The sequence below is a fragment of the Marinobacter albus genome, assembly GCF_030238305.1.
GTDB classification, from domain to species: Bacteria; Pseudomonadota; Gammaproteobacteria; order Pseudomonadales; family Oleiphilaceae; genus Marinobacter; species Marinobacter albus.
In genome coordinates, this window is record NZ_JASSQD010000002.1 from 144350 (window position 1) to 167433 (window position 23084).

The window sequence follows — 23084 nt, forward strand, 5'->3', positions numbered from 1 at the left end:
CACAATAAATGGCGGTAACGGGGGTTTTCATGAGTGCGGTTGCAGATACCCACGCCCAGGATCATCATCACGGCCCGGCAAAAGGTTTCAGCCGCTGGCTGTTGACCACGAACCACAAGGATATCGGGACCATGTACCTGATATTCAGTTTCGCCATGTTCCTGCTGGGCGGAACCATGGCCATGGTCATCCGGGCAGAACTTTTCCAGCCCGGGCTGCAAATCGTGCAGCCGGAATTCTTCAACCAGATGACCACGATGCACGGCCTGATCATGGTCTTCGGTGCGGTGATGCCGGCCTTTGTCGGTCTGGCAAACTGGATGATTCCGCTGATGATCGGCGCGCCGGACATGGCACTTCCACGGATGAATAACTGGAGCTTCTGGCTGCTGCCCTGTGCCTTCCTGATTCTGGTGTCCACCCTCTTCATGGAAGGTGGTGCACCCAACTTCGGCTGGACCTTCTACGCGCCCCTCTCGACGACCTACGGGCCGCCCAGTACCACCTTCTTTATCTTTGCCGTCCACATCATGGGGATTTCCTCGATCATGGGCGCGATCAACGTGATTGCCACCATCCTCAACCTGCGGGCACCGGGCATGACCCTGATGAAAATGCCGCTGTTCGTCTGGACCTGGCTGATCACCGCGTTCCTGCTGATCGCGGTCATGCCGGTCCTGGCCGGGGTCGTGACCATGATGCTGATGGACATCAACTTCGGCACCAGCTTCTTTGATGCCTCCGGCGGTGGTGACCCGGTGCTGTTCCAGCATGTGTTCTGGTTCTTCGGGCATCCCGAGGTCTACATCATGATCCTGCCGGCCTTCGGGGCGGTCTCCCACATCATTCCGGCGTTCTCCCGCAAGCCCCTGTTCGGTTATGCCTCCATGGTTTATGCCGTGGGTGCGATTGCGTTGCTGTCTTTCGTGGTCTGGGCGCACCACATGTTCACCGTGGGTATTCCCATCGCCGGTCAGCTGTTCTTCATGTACGCCACCATGCTGATTGCGGTGCCAACCGGGGTAAAAGTGTTTAACTGGGTCGCCACCATGTTCCGCGGCGCGCTCAGCTTTGAAGCGCCCATGCTGTTTGCGGTGGCCTTTGTCATCCTGTTCACCATCGGTGGCTTCTCAGGGCTGATGCTCGCTATTGCGCCGGCGGACTTCCAGTACCACGACACCTACTTCGTGGTGGCCCACTTCCATTACGTTCTGGTACCGGGAGCCATCTTCGGCATCTTCGCCTCCGCCTACTTCTGGCTGCCCAAGTGGACCGGCCACATGTACGACGAAACCCTGGCCAAGACCCATTTCTGGCTGTCGTTCATCGGCATGAACCTGGCGTTCTTCCCGATGCACTTCCTGGGCCTGGCGGGTATGCCACGCCGGATTCCGGACTACGCGCTGCAGTTCGCCGACTTCAATATGGTCTCCAGCGTCGGGGCATTCATGTTCGGGGCGACCCAGCTGTTGTTCCTGTTCATCGTGGTGAAGTGTATCCGTGGCGGAAAGGAGGCAGCGGCCAACCCCTGGGATGGTGCGGAGGGTCTGGAATGGACGGTGGCATCGCCGGCGCCCTACCACACCTTTGTCACGCCACCGGAAGTGAAATAAGCGGGGCCGCGGGTGGACGATCGGACATCGGCATTGGCACGACCCGCGCGCAGCAATGCGCGGGTCATCACCTGGTGCATGGCGGGCGTGATAGGTATGTTCGCGTTCGGCTTTGCCCTGGTGCCCCTGTACGACGTGTTCTGCGAGCTGACGGGTATCAATGGCAAGACCGGCGGCCGGTACGAGGCAACCGTGGGCGCCGACGCCGATGTGACCCGCACCGTGCAGGTCCAGTTTCTGGCCCAGAACGGGCCGGGCATGCCCTGGACGTTCCGGCCGGTGACCCGCAGCATCGAGGTTCATCCGGGAGAGCCGGTGACGGTGAATTTCTTCGCCCAAAACCCCACAGCAGTGGCAATGGTCGGTCAGGCGGTTCCCAGTCTCTCACCCTCGGAAGGCACGCTGTACTTTCACAAGACCGAGTGCTTCTGTTTCAACCAGCAGCCCCTGGCGGCCGGGGAAAGCACGGAAATGCCTCTGGTATTTATCGTGGACCGGGATCTGCCTGCGCACATAACCAAGCTGACCCTGTCCTATACCCTGTATGACCAGAGTAAACAGGCAAAGGTGTCGGGGACTGTTCGAGCAATCACAACAACAAACGAAAACGGCTAAGCCATCGGAGAGTGTCATGGCGGATAACCAGACCTATTACGTTCCTGAACAGAGCAAATGGCCCATTATTGCCACCGTCGGGCTTGGGTTAACCCTGTACGGGGTGGCCTCCATCATGGTCAACGGCAACCAGGGCGAAAGCACGACAGGCTCCTGGGTGATGTTCATGATCGGTGCGCTGATCATGGCGTACATGCTGTTCGGCTGGTTTGGCAATGTGATCCGGGAAAGCCGGGCGGGGCTCTACAGCCCCCAGATGGATCGCTCCTTCCGGTGGGGCATGAGCTGGTTTATCTTTTCTGAGGTGATGTTCTTTGCTGCCTTCTTCGGCGCTCTGTTCTACGCGCGCGTTTTTGCTGTGCCCTGGCTCGGTGGCGAGGGTGATCGCGGCAGTTCCAACATGCTCTGGGAAGGGTTTCAGGCCACCTGGCCTTTGATCAACAACCCGGATCCGGAAGCCTATCCCGGACCCAAGGAGGTGATCAGCGCCTGGGGTCTGCCCCTGATGAATACGATTCTGTTGGTGACGTCCTCGTTCACCGTGACGGTTGCTCACCACGCCCTGAAAGCGGGCCATCGGGCCAAAACCAAACTCTGGCTCGGCCTGACCATCGCCCTTGCCCTGGTGTTCCTGTTCGTTCAGGGCTACGAGTACATGCATGCCTACCAGGATCTGGACCTGACACTGAAGTCCGGCATCTACGGCAGTACCTTTTTCATGCTGACGGGCTTTCACGGAGCCCACGTGATGCTGGGGTCACTGATGCTGATCATCATGCTGGCTCGCATCAGCAAGGGACACTTCACGGCAGACAACCACTTCGGTTTTGAAGCAGCCGCCTGGTACTGGCACTTTGTGGATGTGGTCTGGTTGGGCCTGTTCGTGTTCGTTTACATCCTCTGAGTATGCCGGTCAGGGCGTCGGATTCAGTGTCAGGGCGCCCTGCCACAGCGCAACCAGAATTACCGCCAGGAGCAGTACACTGAGCGTGACCCGGACCGCCAGGGAGTTCACCACCCGATTGGTTTTTCCGCCATCCTTGATGAGAAAGAACAGGCCGCTGAACAGACTGACAATCACGGCCAGCATCAACACAACGATTACGGCTTTAAGCATGGAATTTCCCGGATTCATAGGCATTGTTGGTCGGCGGGCTGGCGAGTTCCACACAACCCAGAGGTCACTATAGCAGAGCATGTCTGATGCACAGGGCAATCGCCGTCACTGGCAGTTCGATTGGCGGCTGTTGCTGTTCGCCGGTGTTTTTTTGCCACTGCTCATTGGACTGGGGTTCTGGCAACTGGACCGGGCAGGTCAGAAGCAGCAGATGCTGGACCAATGGCAGCAGGACGCGCTGGATCTGGAATGGCCGGAACTGGTTCGCCAGGGCCTGGATGCAGGGCGGCCGGTTGCCCTTTCCGGGACCTACGATGAGCGCAGCTGGTTACTGGACAATCGAACCCGGGACGGCGCCCCGGGCTACGAAGTGCTAACAGTGTTTTACCCGCTCGAAGGCCCGCCGGTCCTGGTGAACCGGGGCTGGCTCCAGGCTCCACGAACCCGGGAGGAATTGCCGGAGGTTGGTACGCCGGAGGGGAAGGTTGAGCTGGCGGGACGTCTCAGCGATTACCCGGAACCGCCGGTCCTCACGGACCAGACCGGCCCTGAGCAGGGATGGCCCCGGCGCGTGCAGAGCCTGCCGAGGGCGGTTGCCGCCCGGGACGTGCCGGCGTTGCCGCCGGCCATCGTGAGGTTGGACGGCAATGACCAGCCGGGCGCCTTTCGCGCGGACTGGGCACCGGATCTGATGGGACCACAGACCCATTACGGATACGCCACTCAATGGTTTGCGCTGGCGGTTGTACTGAGTATATTGACGGTAGTAGCGAGTTACCGAAAGACAGGAGCCAATAATGACAACGACAATGGCTAACCGGATACCCGACCAGAACGACGGACCCTCACCAGAGCAGGTCCGGCGCGGACGCCGCACCGCTCTGTTGCTGTTCGCCATCGGTTTTGGACCGATGGTCTTTGCCACCATCATGTTCTACACCGGCTGGCTGAATCCGGCTGGCCACACCAACAATGGCACTCTCATCCAGCCGGTGGTGCCGGTCGAGACACTCAATCTGGAAACCGCGGCAGGCAAGCCCCTGACGGAACGGTTCGGGCCGGACCAGGTCGAGCCCCAATGGATGCTGATGGTGGTGTCTGGCGAGTGCGGTAGCGAGTGTGAAGAGCTGCTGTACCTGGCCCGGCAGGTCAACATTGCCCTGGGCAAGAACGCCAATCGGGTGTCCCGTGCCGCCGCTCTGGGCAGCGTGCCGGCGGAGCTGGCATCCCGCTGGCAGACGGAATACAGCCTGATGGAGCGGCTGATCCCCGCGCCGGGAACCACTCCGGCCTGGCCTGCGGGTATCGACCCCGAGGCTGAACCGCGAATTCTGCTGGTGGATCCGTTCGGCAACCTGATGATGCATTACGGGGCCGGCAACACTGGCAAAGAGCTGCTTGAGGACCTCAAGCACCTGCTCAAGATTTCCCAGATCGGATGAGCAATGGCTTGGAGGATCCGGCCTTGAACCAGCAGTTTTCAATCCCGTCCACCCACGCCCGCCGCATGGGGACCTGGGCGCTGATCGCCGCTCTTCTGGCGGTGGTGGTGATCATGTTGGGCGCCTGGACGCGGCTTGTCCATGCCGGTCTTGGCTGCCCGGACTGGCCTGGCTGCTACGGCTTCCTGACGGTGCCCCAGAGTGACTCCAGTATTGCGATTGCCAATGCCCGTTTTCCGGAGACCCCGGTGGATGTGGAGAAAGGCTGGCCCGAGATGATCCATCGATACGCCGCGGGCACCCTGGGCCTTGTCGTCTTCGGGCTGGCGGCCTACGCCGTCCGCCATCGAAAAACCGGTGTCCCGGTCAAATTGCCGCTGTTTATTGCCGGGTTCATTATCCTGCAGGGAGCCTTCGGCATGTGGACGGTCACCCTGAAGCTCTGGCCCCAGGTCGTTGCCCTGCACCTGCTCGGTGGCTTCACCACTTTGACCCTGCTGACCTTGCTGGCACTCCGGCTAAGAGCGCGGAGCCCGTACCGCGACCCTCCGGTGTCCGGGCAAACCTCCCCGGCCTTCAGTCCGTGGCTGTACGCCGGCCTGTTCCTGATTGTGGTGCAGATTGCCCTGGGAGCCTGGACCGCGGCCAACTACGCGGCGGTAGCCTGTACCGACCTGCCCACCTGCCAGGGCCAGTGGTGGCCGGCTGATATGGACTTCCAACACGGTTTCGATGTTACCCAGCACGTGGGCCCGAACTACCTTGGAGGCCAGCTCACCAACGATGGCCGGGTGGCGATTCATGTCACCCACCGGCTTGGCGCGATGGTGGTACTCGGCTACTTCGCCGTTCTGCTGGCACTGATGTGGCGCAGGCGCCAAACGTCGGGCCTCTCTGGTGCCATCGGTCTAGTGGCCGTGGCCCTCGCGGCCCAGATCGGACTGGGCCTGGCCAATGTCTTCTTCAATATTCCTCTGAGTATCGCGGTGGCCCATAACGCCATGGGTGCGGGCCTGCTGCTGACCGTGGTCCACCTGATCTGGCGGAACCACAAACTTGTTCAGGCGCACACCGCGGACGCGACACACCCAACAACAATTAACCGGGAGGTTACGGCATGAGTGAGCGAGTGGAAGCACTGCCGGCCCAGACAACGGCCCACGAATCCAGCACACCCATTTCCTGGCGGGATTACCTGGAGCTGACCAAGCCCCGGGTGGTCGCACTGATGATCCTGACCTCCGTGATCGGCATGTTGCTGGCGGCGCCGGGGGTGCCGGGCTGGGAGGTTCTGCTGTATGGCAACCTCGGTATCGCCCTGCTGGCAGGTGCTGCCGCGGTGGTCAACCACGTCGTTGACCAGAAGATCGACACCGTCATGGCGCGGACCCGCAAACGCCCGGTCGCCACCGGCAAGATTTCCCCGATCGACGCCATTCTGTTCGCCACGCTTCTGGCGACGATCGGTATGGCGGTACTGATGTGGCAGGTGAACGAACTGACCGCCTGGCTGACCCTGGCGTCCCTGGTGGGCTATGCGGGCGTCTACACCCTGTTCCTGAAGCGCGCGACGCCGCAGAACATCACCATCGGCGGTCTCGCCGGTGCCATGCCGCCACTGCTGGGCTGGACCGCGGTAACGGGCCAGGTGGAGGGCCACGCGCTGTTGCTGGTGCTGATCATCTTCGCCTGGACGCCTCCCCATTTCTGGGCCCTGGCCATCCATCGCAAGGAAGAGTATGCCAAGGCCGGTATTCCCATGTTGCCGGTCACCCATGGCAACAAGTACACCGAGCTGCATATCCTGCTGTACACCTTCATGTTACTGGCGGTCAGCCTGCTGCCCTTTGTGACCGGCATGTCCGGCGGTATCTACCTGGTGGGTGCCCTGGCCCTTGGCCTGCGTTTCCTGCACTATGCGGTTCGATTGCTGAAAGGCGATGACCGCCGGGTTGCGCTGACCACCTTCAAGTACTCCATTACCTACCTGATGGCGCTGTTCGTGGTCTTGCTGGTGGATCATTTTGTATTCTTCTGACTCAGAACGGTGTTTTACTGGAACCTAGATGAACAGCTCGATTCGCCTGACCCTGTTTTTGTTACTGCTGCTGGTGATTCTGATCTTCGGACTGGTGATCGGGCGCCAGGTTTACCTGGTCGGAGACCAGCAGCCGGAACCGGCACCTGAACTGGTCGAGCTGAATACCTATGTCTATGACCAGCCCCGGGAACTGGTGGAGTTCACCCTGACCAACGAGAAGGGTGAAACCGTGACCCGGGAAAGCCTGAAGGGCCGTTGGACGTTTGCGTTCGTTGGTTACACCAACTGCCCGGATATCTGTCCTGCGGCCATGGCAAACCTCCGGCGCACCGAGCAACTGCTTTCGAGCGAATTACCACAACCGGATTACCTGCTGGTCAGCGCCGATCCGGAGCACGACAGTCCGGAAAAGCTCAAGGCCTACACCGACTTCTTCGGCGACAACTTCCACGGGCTGACCGGTGACCTGGAGACCCTGCGGGCGCTCGCCAAGAGCCTGAATGCGGTGTTTGTCCATCGTCAGGTGGACGGTGAACTGCTGGTGGACCACAGTGGCCATTTCGCGCTGCTGAACCCGGATGGCAGGCTGGCCGCGGTCATCCAGCCGCCCCATGATCCCGAAGCACTCGCGGAAGCGTTCGAACGGATCTATGAGTGGGCCCGGGACAACCGGCTAAAAGTCAGCTCCTGAAGCGCCTGAGCGGGCTCTTCGGCCAAGGTCAAACTGACAGGCCTGCGGTTCTGACCTAGACTTTCCGGCTGTTAATCCACGAGCCGAGCCCATGCCTTCCAATCTCCAAAGCTGTACCACTCCTCGCCAACTGCTCTCCGTGCTCGCGGCCGGCGCCATCGTGCTGATGGTCGTCCACGGCCTGGGGCGATTCATCTACACACCGTTGCTGCCTCATCTGGTTGAGGATGGCCTGTTCGGCGCCGGGGAAGGCGCTGCCGTTGCCACGTGGAATTACCTCGGCTACCTGGTGGGGGCGCTGATGGCCATCCGGTGGTACCGCATCGACCAGATCCGAATCCTGTTACCGGTGGCGCTGGCGGTCCATGTACTTACCACCCTGCTGGTCACCCAGATCGATAACCTGACCGTGATCTCCGCCGGCCGCTGGCTCAATGGTGTCGCTAACGGCATGGTGTTTGTTCACGCCCCGGCATTGATTCTGGAATGGCTGGTGCTTCGCAATCGAGCCGCCATGAGCGGATTGGTGTACATCGGCGTCGGTCTTGGCCTGCTGGTATCCAGTGGTCTGGTTTCCGGCACGGCCGATCTGCTGGCGGGTGCCCAGCGTTGGTGGCCGGCGGCATTGCTCTCGATCCCGCTGGCCTGGTGGGGTGGCGCGAGGCTGATGAGACTGGAGGTTCCGGTGCGACCGCAAAACCTGTCCGGTCACACGCCCGACACCACGGCGTTGCTGGACCGTGCCAGTATTCCCCTGTTCCTGTCCTACGCCGGCGCGGGGCTGGGTTATATTCTGCCGATGACCTTCCTGCCCCTGCTGGCGACACTGGAACTCCCCGGCGACCACTGGATGCTCGATGGCACCTGGCTGATTGTGGCCTTGTGTACCATCCCCGCTCCCTGGATCTGGAACAAACTGGGCGCGAAAATCGGCGATCTTCCTGCATTAAAGCTGAATTTCATGATTCAGCTACTGGGTGTCCTGGCCGCGGTGCTCTGGCCCGGGGCGGTCGGCCTTGTGCTGTGCGCTGCCCTGGTGGGCAGTACCTTTCTGGGCACGGTGCTGCTGACCCAGCGCATTGGCCGGGCGCTTCATCCCCATCAGGGCCCCAGATTGTCCGCTGCCATGGTGGCGCTCTATGGCTTCACCCAAATGGTCGGGCCCTGGTTGACCAAGCAGTGGCTGGACATGGGGGGCACCCTGGGATCGGCGTTTGGTATCGGGGTGGCGGCTCTGGCATTCGGACTGGTGTTTGTCTTTTTTGTGCCTCGGGCTGAGGAGTGGCATGCCCGCTCTTTCTAGGAGTGCTGGTTTTGGGGGATTGATCGCGGTGCGCCCGTGGTAACCTGTCACGACAACCGGAATTCGACAATCAAAGCCAGACCGACGTGCTTCCAATAGACCAGATCCTCCCCGAGCTGAAACAAACCCTGGAACAAACCGCCACTGCGCTGCTGCAGGCGCCGCCGGGCGCCGGTAAGACCACGCGGGTGCCGTTGGCGCTGCTCGATGCGCCCTGGCGGGACGATCGGAAGATCCTGATGCTTGAGCCGAGGCGGCTGGCGGCCCGGTCGGCGGCCCGGTTTATGGCCAGCCAGCTGAGCGAGAAGCCGGGGCAGACGGTGGGCTATCGGACACGGCTGGACACCAGGGTATCCGGGGCCACCCGGGTTGAGGTGGTGACCGAGGGTATTCTCACTCGGCTGATTCAGGCCGATCCGATGCTGCAGGATTACGCTGCCGTGCTGTTTGATGAGTTCCACGAACGCTCCCTGCAGGCGGATCTCGGCCTGGCACTGGTGCGGGAGTCCCAGCAGGTGTTGCGCGAGGATCTGCGGCTGCTGGTGATGTCGGCGACGCTGGATACCGCCCCCATTGCGCGGGTGCTGGGGGATGTGCCCGTGATCAGCAGCGAGGGCCGGGCCTTCCCCGTGGAGGTTCTGTATCGGCCGGCACCGTCCCAGGTCCGACCCACCCGCACCGTGGATCGGGTCGTTGCGGTCGTTCAGGAGGCGTTGGCGGAGCAATCCGGTTCGGTCCTGGTGTTCCTGCCGGGCGCTGGTGAAATCCGACGGGTCGAACAGCAATTGCGGGGGCGGGTTGCCGACGATGTGGTGTTGGCGCCGTTGTATGGCAACCTCAAGTCCGAGGAGCAGGACCGGGCGATCTCGCCCGCGCCGGAGGGCGAGCGTAAGGTGGTACTGGCCACGGCGATTGCCGAAACCAGTCTGATAATCGAGGGCGTCCGGGTAGTGATCGACAGCGGCCAGCAGCGGCGGGCGGTGTTTGATCCCAATAGCGGGATGACAAGACTGATGACGGGGCGGGTTTCCAAGGCCTCGGCGGAGCAGCGCAAGGGCCGGGCCGGGCGGATCGAGCCCGGGGTGTGTTACCGGCTTTGGAGTGAGTCCGAGCAATTCGGGCTGGCAGACTTTACCCCGCCGGAGATTCGGGAAGCGGACCTGGCACCCCTGGTGCTCGAATTGGCGCAATGGGGTGCCCGAACGCCGGACCAGGTGGCCTGGATCGATCCGCCACCGCAGGCCCACTGGCATCAGGCCGTCACGCTGCTGCAATGGCTGGATATGCTGGATGCCGACGGTGCCATCACCGGGCATGGCAAGGCGGCCCGGGAGCTGGGCGTGCATCCGCGTCTGGCGCACATGGTCCTGCGGGGCCGTGAGCTGGGACTGCCCGTGCTTGCGGCGGATCTGGCGGCGCTGCTCAGTGAGCGAGACCTGCTGGGACCGGGGGCCGGTGCCGATATGCACGAACGCGTCCGGGTGTTGCAGGGCGAAGGAGGCCGCCGAAACCTGGACCCGTCGCGCCTGAAGTCCATCCGGCAGGCCGCAAAAAGACTCGTGAACGGATCGTATGAACCGGGTCCGGTGCCGACCGAGTTCGAGGTCGGCCGGCTGTTGGCCCAGGCCTACCCGGACCGGATCGGCCGGCGCCGGTCGCGGCACGCCCCCCGGTATCAGCTCAGCAACGGCAAGGGCGCGACCTTGCGCGAGGACGATGCCCTTGCCCGCCACGACTGGCTGGTGGCCGCGGACCTGGACGGGAAAACCCGGGAGTCGATGATTTATCTGGCGGCGCCGGTCGAGGTTCGGGATCTGGAGCAGGATCTGGCAAGCCACATAGACGAGCGCGCAGAGGCGATGTGGGATGACCGGCGGGGCACGGTGATCGCTCGCCGGGTCCGCAGGCTCGGGGAGCTGGTGCTGGAGGAAACGGCCCTGCCCCAACCGGCTCCGGAGTTGATTCAGCAGGGCTTGCTGAATGCCGTCCGGCACAAGGGGCTGGACAGTCTGCCCTGGAGCGGGGCGGCCCGGCAGTGGCAGGCACGCGTTCGGCTGCTTGCCCAGACTTTTCCGGGGGAGTGGCCGGACGTCAGCGACGATACCTTGCTGGCCTGCCTCGATACCTGGCTGGCACCCTTCCTCGCGGGCATGCAGAGGTGGGCAGATCTGCAGCGCCTGGACCTGATTCCGGCGCTCCAGAGCCTCCTCGACTACCGGGAACAACAACGGCTGGACGAGCTGGCACCGACATCGCTGACCATACCCACCGGTCAGACGGTGTCGCTGGACTACACTGCCGACAATGGCCCTGTTCTGGCGGCGAAACTTCAGGCGATGTTTGGCTGGAATGAAACCCCGAGACTGGCCGGTGCCCGCATACCGGTGGTGATTCACCTGCTTTCCCCGGCCCAGCGGCCGCTTGCCGTCACGGCCGATCTGGCCAGCTTCTGGCGCAATGCCTACCCGGAAGTGCGCAAGGATATGCGCGGACGGTACCCGAAGCATCCCTGGCCGGAGGATCCCCTTACCGCTGAAGCTCAACAGGGCACAAAGAAACGCCCAGCTCGCTGATCCGGCCCGTGATCAGCTGCTCCGGAACCGGCTCGAAATAGACGTTGCGAGGCGTTATCCACTTGCCCTCCGGGGCATTCAGCTCCGTGGCCGGCAGTTCCTCCAGGTGCACCGACTCCCGGGTGTCCTGGCTGTCGCGGAAGGTGTCGGCCAGCACCCAGAACGGGACGTTGTGGGCGTATGCCGCCAGTGCCAGAAGATGGGTGCCACTCTTGTTGACAAAATGGCCGTCGGTCAGCCAGCTGTCGCAACCGGTCATCACCACATCGGCGTCACTCATGAACAGCGCCATCTGGGCATCGGTGATCAAGGTGACGGGAACTTCCAGTTCATTCAGCGTCGAGGCCAGCCCATGGCCCTCCTGTCCGGGGCTGCTCTGGGTACAGATCACCGAAAACGCGATCTGAGCGTCCACCATTCTCCGAAACAGCCGGATCAGAACGGAGCTGGCGCTGTGGGTCATGATCACCGCACCGTCGTGAATCTGGCCCAGCGCGTTTTCGACAATCCGATCCGTTGTTGCCTCGAACTCCCGCCGTACCGACTCGACCAGATTCCAGGGCTCGTCGCCGTTGCGGTTCAGGGCTCGCTCCACTCGGTCAATGGCGTTTCCAATCACTACCATGCTCGGTCTCGCCTGCCGGAGCTCCGCCAGCAATCCGGCCCGCTCCTCGGCGCCCGGTCGGGCGGTGCGCAGGTAGTCCGCCAGATCCTCCAGGGTTTGCAGTGCCAATCGGGTAGCGCCGGACTGGCAATCGCTTTTGAGTCTGGACAGCACCGGGTTGGTTGGTTGGTCGGCCATGGGCATTCCCCCAGTTCGCGCTGTGTAGGTTCGTGCTGTTACAGAACAGACTAGCAGATGGCCGCGTCGACGGGGGGGTGTGAACATTTCGAAAAATAACTTGCCAGCAAGCGAAGTCCGAATACAATCGCGCAATTCTTAACCTATCCGGTCGTAGTCATGAACCTGGTCTCCTTCAATGTTTTTCGCACCCTCGGCTTACCCAACACAACGGTTCTCAAACCGGACCATTTCCTGCGCCATCGGGAACTTCTGACCGAGGCTGACTGGGTGCTGTTTCCGGAATACTGGCAGCTGAATGCGCTGGTTCACGGCCTCAAGTGCCGGGTTTTCCCGAGCGTTTCCAGCTACCGCATCGGCCACGACAAGGTGGAAATGACCCGCGCTTTCCAGACCGTGGCGCCGGCCCATACGCCCTGGACCCTCATCGAGGCCAACGGACCCCATGAGCGTGACCAGGTCTGGAACACCATGACCCACCCGTTTGTCGCCAAGCTGCCCAAGGCCAGCATGGGCGAGGGTGTCTGGCTGATTGAAACCCGGGCGGATTGGCGGCGTTACTGTGAAGCAACGGACGTGCTTTATGTTCAGGAATACCTGCCGATCGACCGGGATGCCCGAGTCGTGGTGATTGGTGACAGGGTACTGACAGCCTACTGGCGGACGCAGGCCGATCAGGGTTTCTACAACAACCTGGCGCGGGGCGGGCGCGTCGACAGCAGCCCGGTGCCGTCGGTGGTCACGGATCTGGCTCTGAGGCTGGCGCGGGAGCTGGGGGTGGACCATGCCGGGTTCGACATCGCGTTGGTGGAAGGTTATCCCTACGTGCTGGAGTTCAACCGCCTGTTCGGCAACCAGGGCCTTGGCCTGGGCAGCGAACTGCAGGACGCCATTCTCGAGTACCTGCAGCGTCAGGACGAACCTGCCGGGCCAAACGATCCGACGGCCCCGGAACAGGTCTGGTCGACGGCGGTCTGAGCCTGATCGCCTTAAGACCCTGTTTCCCATCGTGAAAACCGGCCACGGCCCGGTGTGCCGGAACCCCGTGCGTATGGGTAGATATGCTCATATCGGAGCCTGAAAAAAAGCCCGATGATCGCGTCAATTCCCGGGGGGCTGCAGCCAGGCTGTAGCGCCCTTTTTTTATGCCTGTTTGCCCTGTGGAGGGAAACATCATCCATGACCGAGTCAGCCAACGCCAATCTCGCGGATTACTACGACGCCGAGACCTTTAGCCGGATCAAAGCCTTTGCCGATACCCGGGAAACCCCGTTTGTGGTGATCGATACCGCCACCATCGATCGTCAGTACAACGAACTGGTGGAAGGATTCCCGTACGCCCAGGTGTATTACGCGGTGAAGGCCAATCCGGCCCCGCAGATTCTGACCATGTTGCGGGACAAGGGCGCGAATTTCGATATCGCCTCGGTGTACGAGCTCGACAAGGTGCTGGCTCTGGGCGTGACCGGCGACCGGGTCAGCTACGGCAACACCATCAAGAAGGCGAAGGATATCCGCACCTTCTACGAGAAGGGCGTGCGCCTGTTCGCCACCGACTCCGAAGCGGACCTGCGCAACATTGCCAAGGCCGCGCCAGGCTCAAAGGTGTACGTCCGGATCCTCACCGAAGGCACGCTGACGGCTGACTGGCCGCTGTCGCGCAAGTTTGGCTGCCAGACTGATATGGCCATGGATCTGCTGATCCTGGCCCGCGACCTGGGCCTGGTGCCCTACGGTGTGTCGTTCCACGTGGGTTCCCAGCAGCGTGAGATCGGCGCCTGGGATGCTGCGCTGAGCAAGGTGAAGGTCATTTTCGAACGCCTGAAGCAAGAAGACGGCATTGAGCTGAAGATGATCAATATGGGCGGCGGTTTCCCGGCCAACTACATCACCCGTACCAACGAGCTGAAGGTGTACGCCGAGGAAATTTCGCGCTTCCTGCACGAGGATTTTGGCGCCGATCTGCCGGAGATCATCATTGAACCGGGCCGCTCGCTGATCTCCAATGCTGGTGTGCTGGTGAGCGAGGTGGTACTGATTTCCCGCAAGTCGCGGACAGCGCTGCACCGTTGGGTGTTCACGGATGTTGGCAAGTTTTCCGGGCTGATCGAGACCCTGGACGAAGCCATCAAGTTTCCGATCTGGACGGACAAGGTGGGTGAAGGCGAGGACTGTGTGATTGCGGGGCCGACCTGCGACAGTGCGGACATCATGTACGAGCATCACAAGTACCCGCTGCCGCTGAATCTGGCGATCGGGGACCGGATGTACTGGCTGTCCACCGGCGCTTATACCACCACCTACAGTGCGGTGGAGTTCAACGGGTTTCCTCCGTTGAGGGACTATTACGTCTGAAACCAGAGGTGGCCGCGTGGCGGGGACTCATTTCCATTGGAAATGGAACTCGCTGCGCTCAGACATCCATTTCTGGCGGGAAATGAGCCCCCCACGGCTTGCTGGCTTGGGTGGGGCGTCCCTTTGAAAGGGTCAGCTTTCGGGTTGGCCCTTTTTTCGTTCCAGGTCGAGGGTGAAGGCCAGGGGTAGCACCAGCAGGGCGTAGGCGATCATCACCATCAGGGCGTGCCGGGCGTCGCCGGTCCAGTCGGCCAGGACGCCGCCGAGCATGGGCACGGTGAAGGCAACGGTGTAGCCCACCAGGAAGGTGCCGGCGGACAGTCGGCCGGTTTCAGCGGGGGAGACGACCAGGGGCGGTATGGCCACGAGCAGGATCAGCAGCATGCCGGCGACCAGGCTCATGAGGGTGGCGCTTACGATCGACCACCAGCCGCTGGATAGGACGGCAACGATCGCGCCGAGAATGGCGACGCTGGCCAGGGTGGCGATGACTCCGGGGCGGCCGACCCAGTAGCGGGCCATTTTCAGCATGGTCAGGGAGGCGAAAACCTGGGCCAGGTTGTACCAGAACAGGGCATCCGGGAGTCGTTCGAACTGGCCCTGGTACTGCAGCAGGTTGCCCATGTAGGCGTTAAGGCCGAAGAACAGGGAGCCGGACAGTCCGAGCAACAGGCCGACTCGGAGGGTCAGGGGATTGTTCCAGTCCGGCAGCCAGGCCACGTCGCGCACGGGCCGAGCCCGGTCCCGCTTGGGCAGGAACAGCGCCCCGGCCACCAGCAATGCCGGCAGGGACCAGGCCAGCAGCGTTGCGCGCCAGCTGTTGTCCAGCAACGGCATGAGCACCGGCAGGGTGATGCCGGCGCCAATGAACTCGCCCATGAGCATGCCGTTCATGTAGATCGCCGTACCCAGCGCCAGGTGATGTGGCTCCAGCCACCGGGGCAGCAAGGCCGGCAGGGCCGGTTGCATCATGGACACGCCAAGCCCCATCACGGCACTGGCCACCATCAGGGTCAGGGTATCGGGGACCAGGCCGCGGCCGGCGGAGCCGATCACCATGATGACCAGGGCCAGGGCCAGGGTATTGCGTGGCCCGAGGCGGGCTATCGACAGGGAGCCGGGCATGGAGCCCACGGCGAGCATCAGGATCGGTAAGGTCGTCAGGGCCCCGGTCAGGGCCTGGGACAGGGCCAGTTCATCGCTGATGAAGGGCGCCAGGGGTGGCGCCACCAGGATCGGAATCCGGAGATACACACCGGCCAGCCAAAGCAAGACCGCCACCGGCAGCAGTCGGGCTGGCGGTGGCGGTGCGGGTGCGGCTCCGGTTTCAGCCACGGGCGAGGATCAGTCTTCGCCGGTATCCGGAAGGTAAGCGCCGTCTTCGTCGTGGACTTCGCGGCCGGTGACCGGCGGATTGAATGCACAGATCAGTCGCATGTCTTCGGTGCCACCGTACAAGGTGTGCTGATCGTGCTTGTCGAGTGCGTACAGCGTACCGTCTGTAATCTCGTGGGTTTCACCGGTCGCCTTGTCCAGAATTTTGCCGTTGCCGGCAACGCAATAGACGGCTTCCAGGTGATGCTTGTACCAGAGGTTCAGTTCGGCGCCTGCCGGGATGATGGTCTCGTGAAACGAGAATCCCATGCCGTCCTTCTTCAGCAGCATCCGGCGACTGGTCCAGCCCGGACCCGTCACTTCCCGCTCGGTACCGATGATGTCTTGCACTCGTACAATCTTCATTAGCATTCCTCATTGTGTGATGGAATAGCCATACAGTATAAACATCCCTTTCAGGTCCGGTTCAACCGCCAATCCTCGTAAGCGACCATGCCCTGCTCGATGGCAGCGATGAATTTCTGACGCTGCCGGTCATCAAGCGGCCGGCCCTTTCGGCGTTTGTCGAAGGCCTGCTGGATATCCTGCCGGCACTTTCTGTCGAGGCTTTCGAGCCAGTGGTGATCTGCCGGTTCCAGGTCCAGAAGGTCCCGTCCGGCGTGGTTGCGTTGGCTGATATGCCACCAGTGATCCACGGCCCTCCCTAGTACAACATAGCCGAACTGGCTGTCCTGTACAGGGCCGAAGGTGGCAGTTTTCAATCCATCCTGCAGGACTCCGATGTTCAACGCCGGCAGTGCCAGCCGGTCACCGTAGAGATAGCTGCCGGCGGCACCGATCAGACCGCCGACCAGGGCACCGGCACCCAGGGAATGGCCCAGGGTCAGCGCATCGATACCGGCACCGCTGACCGCGCCGGCACCGAATCCGGCGGTGGCCAGGTAGCGCTTGCCCACGGCCCAGTGCTTGCGGCTGTCCTCGGAAAACAGGTCATGGTCACTGTGCCACTGCAGCTCGGCCTCCTGGCGCTGAATGCGCTGATGCTGGTACAGGTGTTCGATGTTGATGCGCAGGGTCTGTTCCCGTTGTCGCTGGTGCCGGTACCAGCGTTGGCGCAGCTGCCCGGCGAGGTCCGCGTCGTTGGTTCCGGCGACTTGGTCGAGGGTCAGGGTGCGTTTCTCCCGGTACGCCATCATGTCTTCCAGGGCCCTGGCAATCAGTGCCGCTGACTGTTGCCGGCGTTTCCGGCGCTGGTCGGAAAGAAACTCCGTGGCCTGCGCCAGGGGGTGTTCCCAGGTGGGTTCAAGCTGGCCAAACGCCCGCAACAGGCTGAGATGTTGCTCGAACGGGGCACGAACTGCGTCGAACTTCCTTACAACCTGAAAGAACTGGCCGAGTGCCGCCTGCCAGGTGTCACTGTGGTCATCGGTGCCAATGCTGTTGATCAGGGCGAGACTGGGGCGTCCGGTCCATCGCAGGATGGTCATCTCTGCTTCGTGTTCGGCGCTGTAGGGCACCGAGCCGTCCACCACATAGATGATGCCGGCACCGTCGACCAGTGGCGCCAGGAGTTCGCACTCATCGGTGAACCGTCCGTCGCCCTGGTGTTGGGTGACAAAGACCCGGACGGTTTCGGCATGATCGGAGGCGGACACGCTGTGGGCCTGAAGCCACTCGAGTACCCGGCGCGGGCGCTGGAAGCCCGGGGTGTCCACCAGTGTGTACAGGGCCCGACCGTCGACGCTCAGTGGATACGCCTGTCGCTGGCGGGTGGTGCCCGGCTCGAGGGCAATGGCTATGGCATCGTTCTGGGACAGGGTTGCCACAACGCTGGATTTGCCCTTGTTGGGGTGGCCGACCACGGCAAACACGGGGGCGGAGTTCATACCAGGTCTCCCTGGTCGGCATAGGGGGGGCGCCACTCGAGGCTGGGTACGCTGACACCGACAAAGTCCTCACCGACGCGGTCTGCGAAGCGCAGCCACTGCCGAAGCTGGTGGGCTTCCGGTTCTTTCCGGGCGTCCAGACCCAGGGGTACGAGGGCTACCCGGGTGCCCCGGGGCCAGAGCTCTCGGGCGGCGGTGAGGAAGTCCTGCAGCTCTCCGGTCGGAGGCTCCCAACTGCGGGTGACGACAAGGACCGCCTGGTCCGGACCTTGCCGGAGCCATTCTTCGATCTGGTTCAGCGCTTTCTGATCGTCCTCCAGACTCGCCGCCCCGCCGGCCTGAAGCATCCGCGTGGTCGCGCCGGTGAGGGTCCGCGGCAGTTCGGGTTCACCGGCGCCGGCCCAGCACAGCAGGATGTCGCTGTCCGGAAGTGGCTGCACGTTCGTCCGGGTTCCGGTGTCCGGCATATCTGCGGCATCATTATGCTGACTGCCGGTGTCAAGGCTCGGGGTTTCCATCCGGTACATCAGCGCATGCATGCCGGGATGGTCTGCCAGCAGCTGCCGCGCGCGGCGACGTACGAGTGCCACCGAGACCAGGGTCAGCAGGCCTCTCGGCAGAAGGACCCAGGTTGTCCAGAGCATGGTGACGAAGGGCCACCACTGGCCCCAACGCTGGGGTTCGATCGCGCCGGCCCCGATGTCCGCCCGGAAGAACCGCGTTGCTTCAACCAGGGCCAGCTCGGGTACCGCCGCCGGCCACAGCCAGCCCCAGGGGGTGGCTATCGCCACCACAAGCCGGTGATAGCCGGGTGCGCTGGTTTCCAGGGTGGTGCTCCACCCGAACGCCAGATCCTGAACCACCACCATGACCAGCAGGGTCAGCAGTCCGGTCAGCGCGAAACCGAGCCCACCGAAGTGCGCCGCCCGGGCCATAAGAACCGGGTTCAGGCGGCTGACCATCCCGGTTCTGCCCCGTGGGATAATCCGGTGCGCCAGCCACCGCCAGGGTTGCCAGCCCACCAGTGCCTGGGCCGTGGTAAACAGCGCCAGAAACAGCTGAAGGACCACAAAGGCCAGAAAGACCGTGATGTTGATGCGCTGTCCGCCGTCGTAGAACAGCAGGCCGAGCATCGTCAGCATGCCCAGCAGAACGCCAGCGGTGGCAAAGCCGGCATTGATCCGGCTCCAGAGCCGGCCAGTGGTGTCCGCGATGGACGGGTGATTGCCAGGACCGCTCAGCCGCGCCATGTGCTCGAGCCAGAGCCGGGCATCCGGGATTTCGCCCCGCTGCTCGCAACTCAGGGCAAACTTGCGGTCCCGGCGATGGAGGAAGGCCGGTGGCTGATCCTGGTCCCGCTGGCTGCGGGCGTCGAACTCCAGCAACAGGTGGAGGGGGCTTTCGGTCATGCAGTATCCCGGTGGTGAATTCGGTGTCTTGTCCTTTGATGCTAGGATATAGGGATTCCGGCTACCGATACCAGATAACGAGCTCCCATGCCCCACCACCTGATGAACCTGCGCCATGTCCCCGATGATGAAGCGGAGGAGATCCGCGCACTGTTCGAGGCCCACGACGTGCGTTACTACGAGACCCCGCCGAGCCGGTGGGGGGTCAGCATGGGAGGGTTCTGGGTTCACGACGATGACGAGGCGGCCCGGGCCCGGGCATTGCTCAATGAGTATCAGCAACAGCGTCTTGAGACCCAGCGTCAGGCGTTCCGGGAACGCCTGGCAGCCGGCGAAGGCAGTGGTATCTGGTCAATGATCCGGCGGCGTCCCGTGCGCACACTGGCCGCGGTGGTGGCGGTGGTTGTGATCGCCGGCATCAGCCTCCTGCCCTTCCTTCGGATCGGCTAGCGCCGGTTCCCTCCCTTGTGCCCTGTCTCACCAGAAACTGAATGGCCTCATCCACGGCGTCACCGGCGGTCAGAAAACTGGTGATGTGGCCCCTTAGGTGCATCTTGAACAGTTCGTTGTCGATGTCATGGGCTGCCAGGGCCTGCTGGAACCGCTCCGCCTGGCTGAAGGGCACCAGTGCGTCCATGGCGCCGTGAAACAGAAAGACCGGCGGGGTCTGACGGGTGACGTGGGTTATCGGGGAGGCGTCCCGGTAAACCCCGGGAATCTCCTGCTGCTCGCCCCCGAGGAACTGGCGCAGCAGCGGGCCTGAGTCAAACGCCGTCAGGTCGGCGGGCAGCCCGCCGGCAACGACGGCCCGGAGCCGGGTGTCCGGCCCGCCGAAGGGCTGGTTCAGTTCACTGTCAGAGCTGGCCACCACAGCCAGCAAGGTCACCAGATGAGCTCCCGAAGAGAACCCGAAGCCACTGACCGCTGAGGCATCCAGTTGGTACCGGTCCGCGTTGCGGTTCAGCCACGACCGCGCGATTTGCAGGTCGTGGAGTTGCGCCGGGAAGGTATGGTCCGGCGCAAACCGGTAGTCGATGTTCATAACCGCGAAACCGTGAATGGCCAGTTCCTCGGCGATCCAGTCCATGTCGTCCCGGGACCGCCGCTCCCAGCCACCGCCATGCACCAGAAGCACCACCGGCGACACCGTCCGATCCGGCAGGTAGAGGTCGGCAAACAGTGCCTGCGGCCAGTCGGGCGGGGAAAACTGCAGGTTCCGCTCTACGGAAAACTGGGCTCGCTCAACGCTCGCGTCCCCACTGGGGGCGTTCTGATGACTGGCACAGCCAGTCAACGCCAGTACGGCACCGACCAGCAACCCTTCCGTCACCTGCTGTAACCATCTGAACCGGTTCGTCACCGCTTGCCCTCTCCTGTCTGTCGTTCGAGACCGTTGGTCGATTGTACGATCATTGGCGCCTGGCGGATGCGGAGAGGGTATGGGGCACATCGGGGGCGGACTTGTCCGGGTTTCAGTACAGTGTCCGGAAGGCAGGACGGCCTGGTTGAAAACCGGGTGGTGCCGGTTTCCGGGCCTCACCTGCCGGGGGGGGTGTCCGGAAACCCGGATTAATTTGTACGGTTTTCGAGCAGGGTTTCTGGTTTCCTATAGAAAACAGTGTCTTGGGCAATTGGCACAGGATACGCATGGGGAGTTCCGCAGGGCTCGGCCCGGGGGTCGGTGCCTGTTCGTCAAAAACAACAAACAAGGAACGACCATGAAACGAATAATGCTGGGCACCGTCATCGGTGTCTCCGTGTTTGCCTCAAGTGCCTGGGCGACCAACAATCCCGCCCTCAACACATTGCCCGGGTTTATCCAGGGCGAAATCGCACAGACCGCATATGATGGTATCACCGACGACCTGCTGACGGCAGGGCTCGGTGCTTCCGGCCTCGCCGGTCCCGCTCCGGTGTTCAACGATGTGCTCGCGCCAACCCCTGCTGAACTCCGGCGTTTGGCGATCTACAACAATTACCGGGCGCTGGTCGATACCGTGCCGGGTGGTGGCTACGGCACCTTTTTCGGGCCCGGTGTCGGCGCGGCGGGTGAAGGCTTGATTTCAGGCGAGGAATACCTTGCCTACATGACCGTGCCGGGCAGCGACGTGCCGGTGATTGTGATGGCCCAGGTGCCGGACAGCTTCGATCCCGCTAACGCCTGTATGGTGACCGCGCCCTCTTCCGGCTCGCGGGGCATCTACGGGGCCATCGGCACGTCCGGCGAGTGGGGCCTGAAAAAGGGCTGTGCGGTGGTTTACACGGACAAGGGCACCGGAACCGGCTCCCATAACCTGGAAACCGATTCGGCCCAACGCCGCAATGGCACGCTGACCGATGCGGATGAGCCCGTGCAGTTCCGTGCGGATTTGTCGGATACCGCCCGCGGAGATTTCAGCGCGCTCTGGCCGGACCGGTTTGCCTTCAAGCACGCCCATTCCAAGGTCAACCCGGAGGCGGATTGGGGCCAGCACGTGCTGCAGTCCATCGAATTTGGCTTTTACGTGCTCAATGAGCGATTCGGGCGGCCACTGCCCAATGGTGAAACCCTGATTACCATCAAGCCGGAAAACACGGTGGTCATCGCGTCCAGCGTTTCCAACGGGGGTGGTTCCTCGGTCCGGGCGGCGGAGCAGGATCACCGAGGCCTGATTGACGGGGTCGCGGTATCGGAGCCGAACGTGAACCCCCGGGTGGATACCAGCTTTACCATTCGCCAGGGCGACGGGCCGGTGATCACCGAGCACAGCCGGAGTCTGCTGGATTACACCACAGCGCTGGCGGTGTATCAGGGCTGCGCCAACCTGGCGCCGGCGATACGCGATACCGCACCCTTGAATGCCGTGTTCAACTCACCGGTTGTGGATGAGAACATCTGCAATTCCCTGGCGAACAAGGGGCTGGTTACCGGGGCCACCCTGGATGAGCGGGCCACCGACGCGCTGCGGATTCTCAATGAGAACTTCGGTATCCAGCCGGAGCAGAACCTGCTGGCGCCGGTGCACTTCGGCCTGGCGGTGGCTCAGAGCATTTCCATGACTTACGCCAACGCCTACGGCCGGGCCGGTGTGGAGGATCGGGTGTGCGGCCTCAGTATGGCGGCAACCGATGCTTCCGGCGCCGTGACGCCTCTGGCCCCGGCGGCCGAGGCGGCACTGTTCTCCGCCAGCAACGGTATTCCGCCGACAGCGGGCGTTAACCTGGTCTACGACGGTGCCCTCGGGCAGCCCACCCATCTTGCCGCCAGTGCCTCACCCAGTTCCAGTCAGCTGGATTACGGCCTGGACGCGTTGCTTTGCCTGAGAAGCCTGGCCCAGGGCAGTGATGCGGTCACCGGTGGCGCACTCAGTGGCGATGCCGCAGCCCTGGCGGATGCCATCGCCATGGGCATCTCGGAGGTGCGGGCGTCCGGTGACCTGCACGGCAAACCGGCGGTGTTTGTGACCGGGCGGGCGGATGCGATCCTGCCCATCAACCACACCTCGCGTCCGTACTTCGGATTGAACCAGCGGGTTGAGGGCCAGAAAAGCAACCTGCGCTACTACGAAATCCTCAACGCCCACCACCTGGATGTGTTGAACGGGTTTCCCGGGTTCGCAGACCGCTATGTGCCCCTGCACCACTACTACTTCCAGGCGCTGGACCTGGTGTGGGCGAAGCTGACGGACCGGCAGCCCTTGCCGCCGAGCCAGGTGGTCCGGACGGTACCCCGTGGTGCCATCACCACGCCACTGACCGAGGCCAACCTCCCTGCGATCAGTGCCGACCCCGCAGCGACCGACCGTATCCGCTTCGTGGATAACCAGCTGCGCATTCCGGAGTAAGGCTCCGGCCCACCGCCGCCCTGTTCAGTTTCGGGGCGGCTCCGTTTGCCCCCGCCTCAGGGGGCCCATATACTTCCG

Annotated in this window: 21 protein-coding genes; 14 read left to right on the top strand and 7 right to left on the bottom strand. The window is 62.8% G+C overall.

All coding sequences use genetic code 11. The features are described 5' to 3' along the window. The first annotated feature begins 29 nt into the window (after positions 1–29). The 3 genes from ctaD to QQF73_RS12195 are packed head-to-tail and all read left to right on the top strand — an operon-like array spanning position 30 to position 3132. Entirely contained in the window at positions 30–1613 is a 1584-nt protein-coding gene (gene ctaD, locus QQF73_RS12185; RefSeq protein ID WP_285368376.1) for a cytochrome c oxidase subunit I, read from the top strand. Positions 1614–1646: 33 nt separating this feature from the next. Further along, positions 1647–2228: a cytochrome c oxidase assembly protein gene (locus tag QQF73_RS12190; protein WP_219867525.1), complete on the top strand. Its 582-nt coding sequence runs from the start codon at positions 1647–1649 to the stop codon at positions 2226–2228. A 16-nt stretch (positions 2229–2244) separates the two neighbouring features. Continuing rightward, positions 2245–3132 carry a cytochrome c oxidase subunit 3 gene (locus tag QQF73_RS12195; RefSeq protein ID WP_219867526.1) on the top strand — a complete coding sequence of 296 codons (888 nt, stop codon included), beginning with the start codon at positions 2245–2247 and terminating at the stop codon, positions 3130–3132. Between the two features lie 9 nt (positions 3133–3141). On the opposite strand, the gene QQF73_RS12200 is transcribed toward QQF73_RS12195, so the two are convergent. Further along, a complete protein-coding gene (locus QQF73_RS12200) occupies positions 3142–3345 on the bottom strand; it encodes a twin transmembrane helix small protein (RefSeq protein ID WP_219867527.1) in 204 nt (67 codons plus the stop codon). A 79-nt stretch (positions 3346–3424) separates the two neighbouring features. Here QQF73_RS12200 and QQF73_RS12205 point away from each other — a divergent pair, with 79 nt between their 5' ends. The 7 genes from QQF73_RS12205 to hrpB all read left to right on the top strand — a co-directional run bounded on the left by QQF73_RS12205 (position 3425) and on the right by hrpB (position 11395). Beyond that, positions 3425–4162 carry an SURF1 family protein gene (locus tag QQF73_RS12205; protein ID WP_285368379.1) on the top strand — a complete coding sequence of 246 codons (738 nt, stop codon included), beginning with the start codon at positions 3425–3427 and terminating at the stop codon, positions 4160–4162. Beyond that, positions 4143–4787, top strand: coding sequence for a hypothetical protein (locus tag QQF73_RS12210; RefSeq protein WP_228743365.1), 645 nt, complete (start codon positions 4143–4145; stop codon positions 4785–4787). Before QQF73_RS12205 ends, QQF73_RS12210 begins: the two co-directional genes overlap by 20 nt. Positions 4788–4852: 65 nt before the next feature. Next, positions 4853–5908 carry a COX15/CtaA family protein gene (locus tag QQF73_RS12215; protein WP_285368669.1) on the top strand — a complete coding sequence of 352 codons (1056 nt, stop codon included), beginning with the start codon at positions 4853–4855 and terminating at the stop codon, positions 5906–5908. Continuing rightward, positions 5905–6825 (top strand): heme o synthase, encoded by a 921-nt coding sequence (cyoE, locus tag QQF73_RS12220; protein ID WP_285368382.1) that lies wholly within the window; start codon positions 5905–5907, stop codon positions 6823–6825. Before QQF73_RS12215 ends, cyoE begins: the two co-directional genes overlap by 4 nt. 28 nt (positions 6826–6853) lie before the next feature. Further along, positions 6854–7519, top strand: a complete 666-nt coding sequence (locus QQF73_RS12225; RefSeq protein WP_285368384.1) for an SCO family protein — start codon at positions 6854–6856, stop codon at positions 7517–7519. 91 nt (positions 7520–7610) lie between these two features. Continuing rightward, positions 7611–8822, top strand: a complete 1212-nt coding sequence (locus QQF73_RS12230) for a YbfB/YjiJ family MFS transporter (RefSeq protein ID WP_285368386.1) — start codon at positions 7611–7613, stop codon at positions 8820–8822. Positions 8823–8908: 86 nt separating this feature from the next. Further along, complete coding sequence (gene hrpB, locus QQF73_RS12235) at positions 8909–11395, top strand: ATP-dependent helicase HrpB (protein WP_285368388.1); 2487 nt, start codon at positions 8909–8911, stop codon at positions 11393–11395. Here hrpB and QQF73_RS12240 read toward each other — a convergent pair. Continuing rightward, positions 11349–12197 carry an eIF2B alpha/beta/delta subunit family protein gene (locus QQF73_RS12240; protein WP_219867533.1) on the bottom strand — a complete coding sequence of 283 codons (849 nt, stop codon included), beginning with the start codon at positions 12195–12197 and terminating at the stop codon, positions 11349–11351. The genes hrpB and QQF73_RS12240 overlap by 47 nt on opposite strands. Before the next feature lie 159 nt (positions 12198–12356). Here QQF73_RS12240 and QQF73_RS12245 point away from each other — a divergent pair, with 159 nt between their 5' ends. Next, positions 12357–13175, top strand: a complete 819-nt coding sequence (locus QQF73_RS12245; RefSeq protein WP_285368391.1) for an ATP-grasp domain-containing protein — start codon at positions 12357–12359, stop codon at positions 13173–13175. 201 nt (positions 13176–13376) lie between these two features. Beyond that, positions 13377–14552 carry a type III PLP-dependent enzyme gene (locus tag QQF73_RS12250; RefSeq protein ID WP_285368393.1) on the top strand — a complete coding sequence of 392 codons (1176 nt, stop codon included), beginning with the start codon at positions 13377–13379 and terminating at the stop codon, positions 14550–14552. A gap of 132 nt (positions 14553–14684) precedes the next feature. Here QQF73_RS12250 and QQF73_RS12255 read toward each other — a convergent pair whose 3' ends face one another. From QQF73_RS12255 to QQF73_RS12270, 4 genes are read right to left on the bottom strand one after another with little or no spacing between them, the layout of a single operon-like run. Next, complete coding sequence (locus tag QQF73_RS12255) at positions 14685–15887, bottom strand: MFS transporter (RefSeq protein WP_219867536.1); 1203 nt, start codon at positions 15885–15887, stop codon at positions 14685–14687. Positions 15888–15896: 9 nt separating this feature from the next. Continuing rightward, positions 15897–16292, bottom strand: coding sequence for an ectoine synthase (locus tag QQF73_RS12260; protein ID WP_058092911.1), 396 nt, complete (start codon positions 16290–16292; stop codon positions 15897–15899). 50 nt (positions 16293–16342) lie between these two features. Beyond that, complete coding sequence (locus QQF73_RS12265; RefSeq protein ID WP_285368397.1) at positions 16343–17773, bottom strand: GTPase/DUF3482 domain-containing protein; 1431 nt, start codon at positions 17771–17773, stop codon at positions 16343–16345. Next, positions 17770–19182, bottom strand: a complete 1413-nt coding sequence (locus QQF73_RS12270; RefSeq protein WP_285368399.1) for a DUF2868 domain-containing protein — start codon at positions 19180–19182, stop codon at positions 17770–17772. The genes QQF73_RS12265 and QQF73_RS12270 overlap by 4 nt, the downstream gene beginning before the upstream one ends. Before the next feature lie 87 nt (positions 19183–19269). On the opposite strand from QQF73_RS12270, the gene QQF73_RS12275 reads away from it, so the two are divergent. Further along, positions 19270–19632, top strand: a complete 363-nt coding sequence (locus QQF73_RS12275) for a DUF6164 family protein (RefSeq protein WP_219867539.1) — start codon at positions 19270–19272, stop codon at positions 19630–19632. Here the strand turns inward: QQF73_RS12275 and QQF73_RS12280 are convergent. Further along, positions 19601–20542, bottom strand: coding sequence for an alpha/beta hydrolase (locus QQF73_RS12280; RefSeq protein ID WP_285368402.1), 942 nt, complete (start codon positions 20540–20542; stop codon positions 19601–19603). The genes QQF73_RS12275 and QQF73_RS12280 overlap by 32 nt on opposite strands. Before the next feature lie 358 nt (positions 20543–20900). Here QQF73_RS12280 and QQF73_RS12285 point away from each other — a divergent pair, with 358 nt between their 5' ends. Continuing rightward, positions 20901–23006, top strand: coding sequence for a 3-hydroxybutyrate oligomer hydrolase family protein (locus tag QQF73_RS12285; protein WP_285368404.1), 2106 nt, complete (start codon positions 20901–20903; stop codon positions 23004–23006). Positions 23007–23084 lie beyond the last annotated feature (78 nt).

Coding starts and splice junctions, on each gene's coding strand:
- ctaD (WP_285368376.1), top strand. CDS start 30: ATGAGTGCGGTTGCAGATACCCACGCCCAGGATCATCATCACGGCCCG.
- QQF73_RS12195 (WP_219867526.1), top strand. CDS start 2,245: ATGGCGGATAACCAGACCTATTACGTTCCTGAACAGAGCAAATGGCCC.
- QQF73_RS12200 (WP_219867527.1), bottom strand. CDS start 3,345: ATGCTTAAAGCCGTAATCGTTGTGTTGATGCTGGCCGTGATTGTCAGT.
- QQF73_RS12205 (WP_285368379.1), top strand. CDS start 3,425: ATGTCTGATGCACAGGGCAATCGCCGTCACTGGCAGTTCGATTGGCGG.
- QQF73_RS12210 (WP_228743365.1), top strand. CDS start 4,143: ATGACAACGACAATGGCTAACCGGATACCCGACCAGAACGACGGACCC.
- QQF73_RS12215 (WP_285368669.1), top strand. CDS start 4,853: ATGGGGACCTGGGCGCTGATCGCCGCTCTTCTGGCGGTGGTGGTGATC.
- cyoE (WP_285368382.1), top strand. CDS start 5,905: ATGAGTGAGCGAGTGGAAGCACTGCCGGCCCAGACAACGGCCCACGAA.
- QQF73_RS12225 (WP_285368384.1), top strand. CDS start 6,854: ATGAACAGCTCGATTCGCCTGACCCTGTTTTTGTTACTGCTGCTGGTG.
- QQF73_RS12230 (WP_285368386.1), top strand. CDS start 7,611: ATGCCTTCCAATCTCCAAAGCTGTACCACTCCTCGCCAACTGCTCTCC.
- QQF73_RS12240 (WP_219867533.1), bottom strand. CDS start 12,197: ATGGCCGACCAACCAACCAACCCGGTGCTGTCCAGACTCAAAAGCGAT.
- QQF73_RS12245 (WP_285368391.1), top strand. CDS start 12,357: ATGAACCTGGTCTCCTTCAATGTTTTTCGCACCCTCGGCTTACCCAAC.
- QQF73_RS12250 (WP_285368393.1), top strand. CDS start 13,377: ATGACCGAGTCAGCCAACGCCAATCTCGCGGATTACTACGACGCCGAG.
- QQF73_RS12260 (WP_058092911.1), bottom strand. CDS start 16,292: ATGAAGATTGTACGAGTGCAAGACATCATCGGTACCGAGCGGGAAGTG.
- QQF73_RS12265 (WP_285368397.1), bottom strand. CDS start 17,773: ATGAACTCCGCCCCCGTGTTTGCCGTGGTCGGCCACCCCAACAAGGGC.
- QQF73_RS12270 (WP_285368399.1), bottom strand. CDS start 19,182: ATGACCGAAAGCCCCCTCCACCTGTTGCTGGAGTTCGACGCCCGCAGC.
- QQF73_RS12275 (WP_219867539.1), top strand. CDS start 19,270: ATGCCCCACCACCTGATGAACCTGCGCCATGTCCCCGATGATGAAGCG.
- QQF73_RS12285 (WP_285368404.1), top strand. CDS start 20,901: ATGAAACGAATAATGCTGGGCACCGTCATCGGTGTCTCCGTGTTTGCC.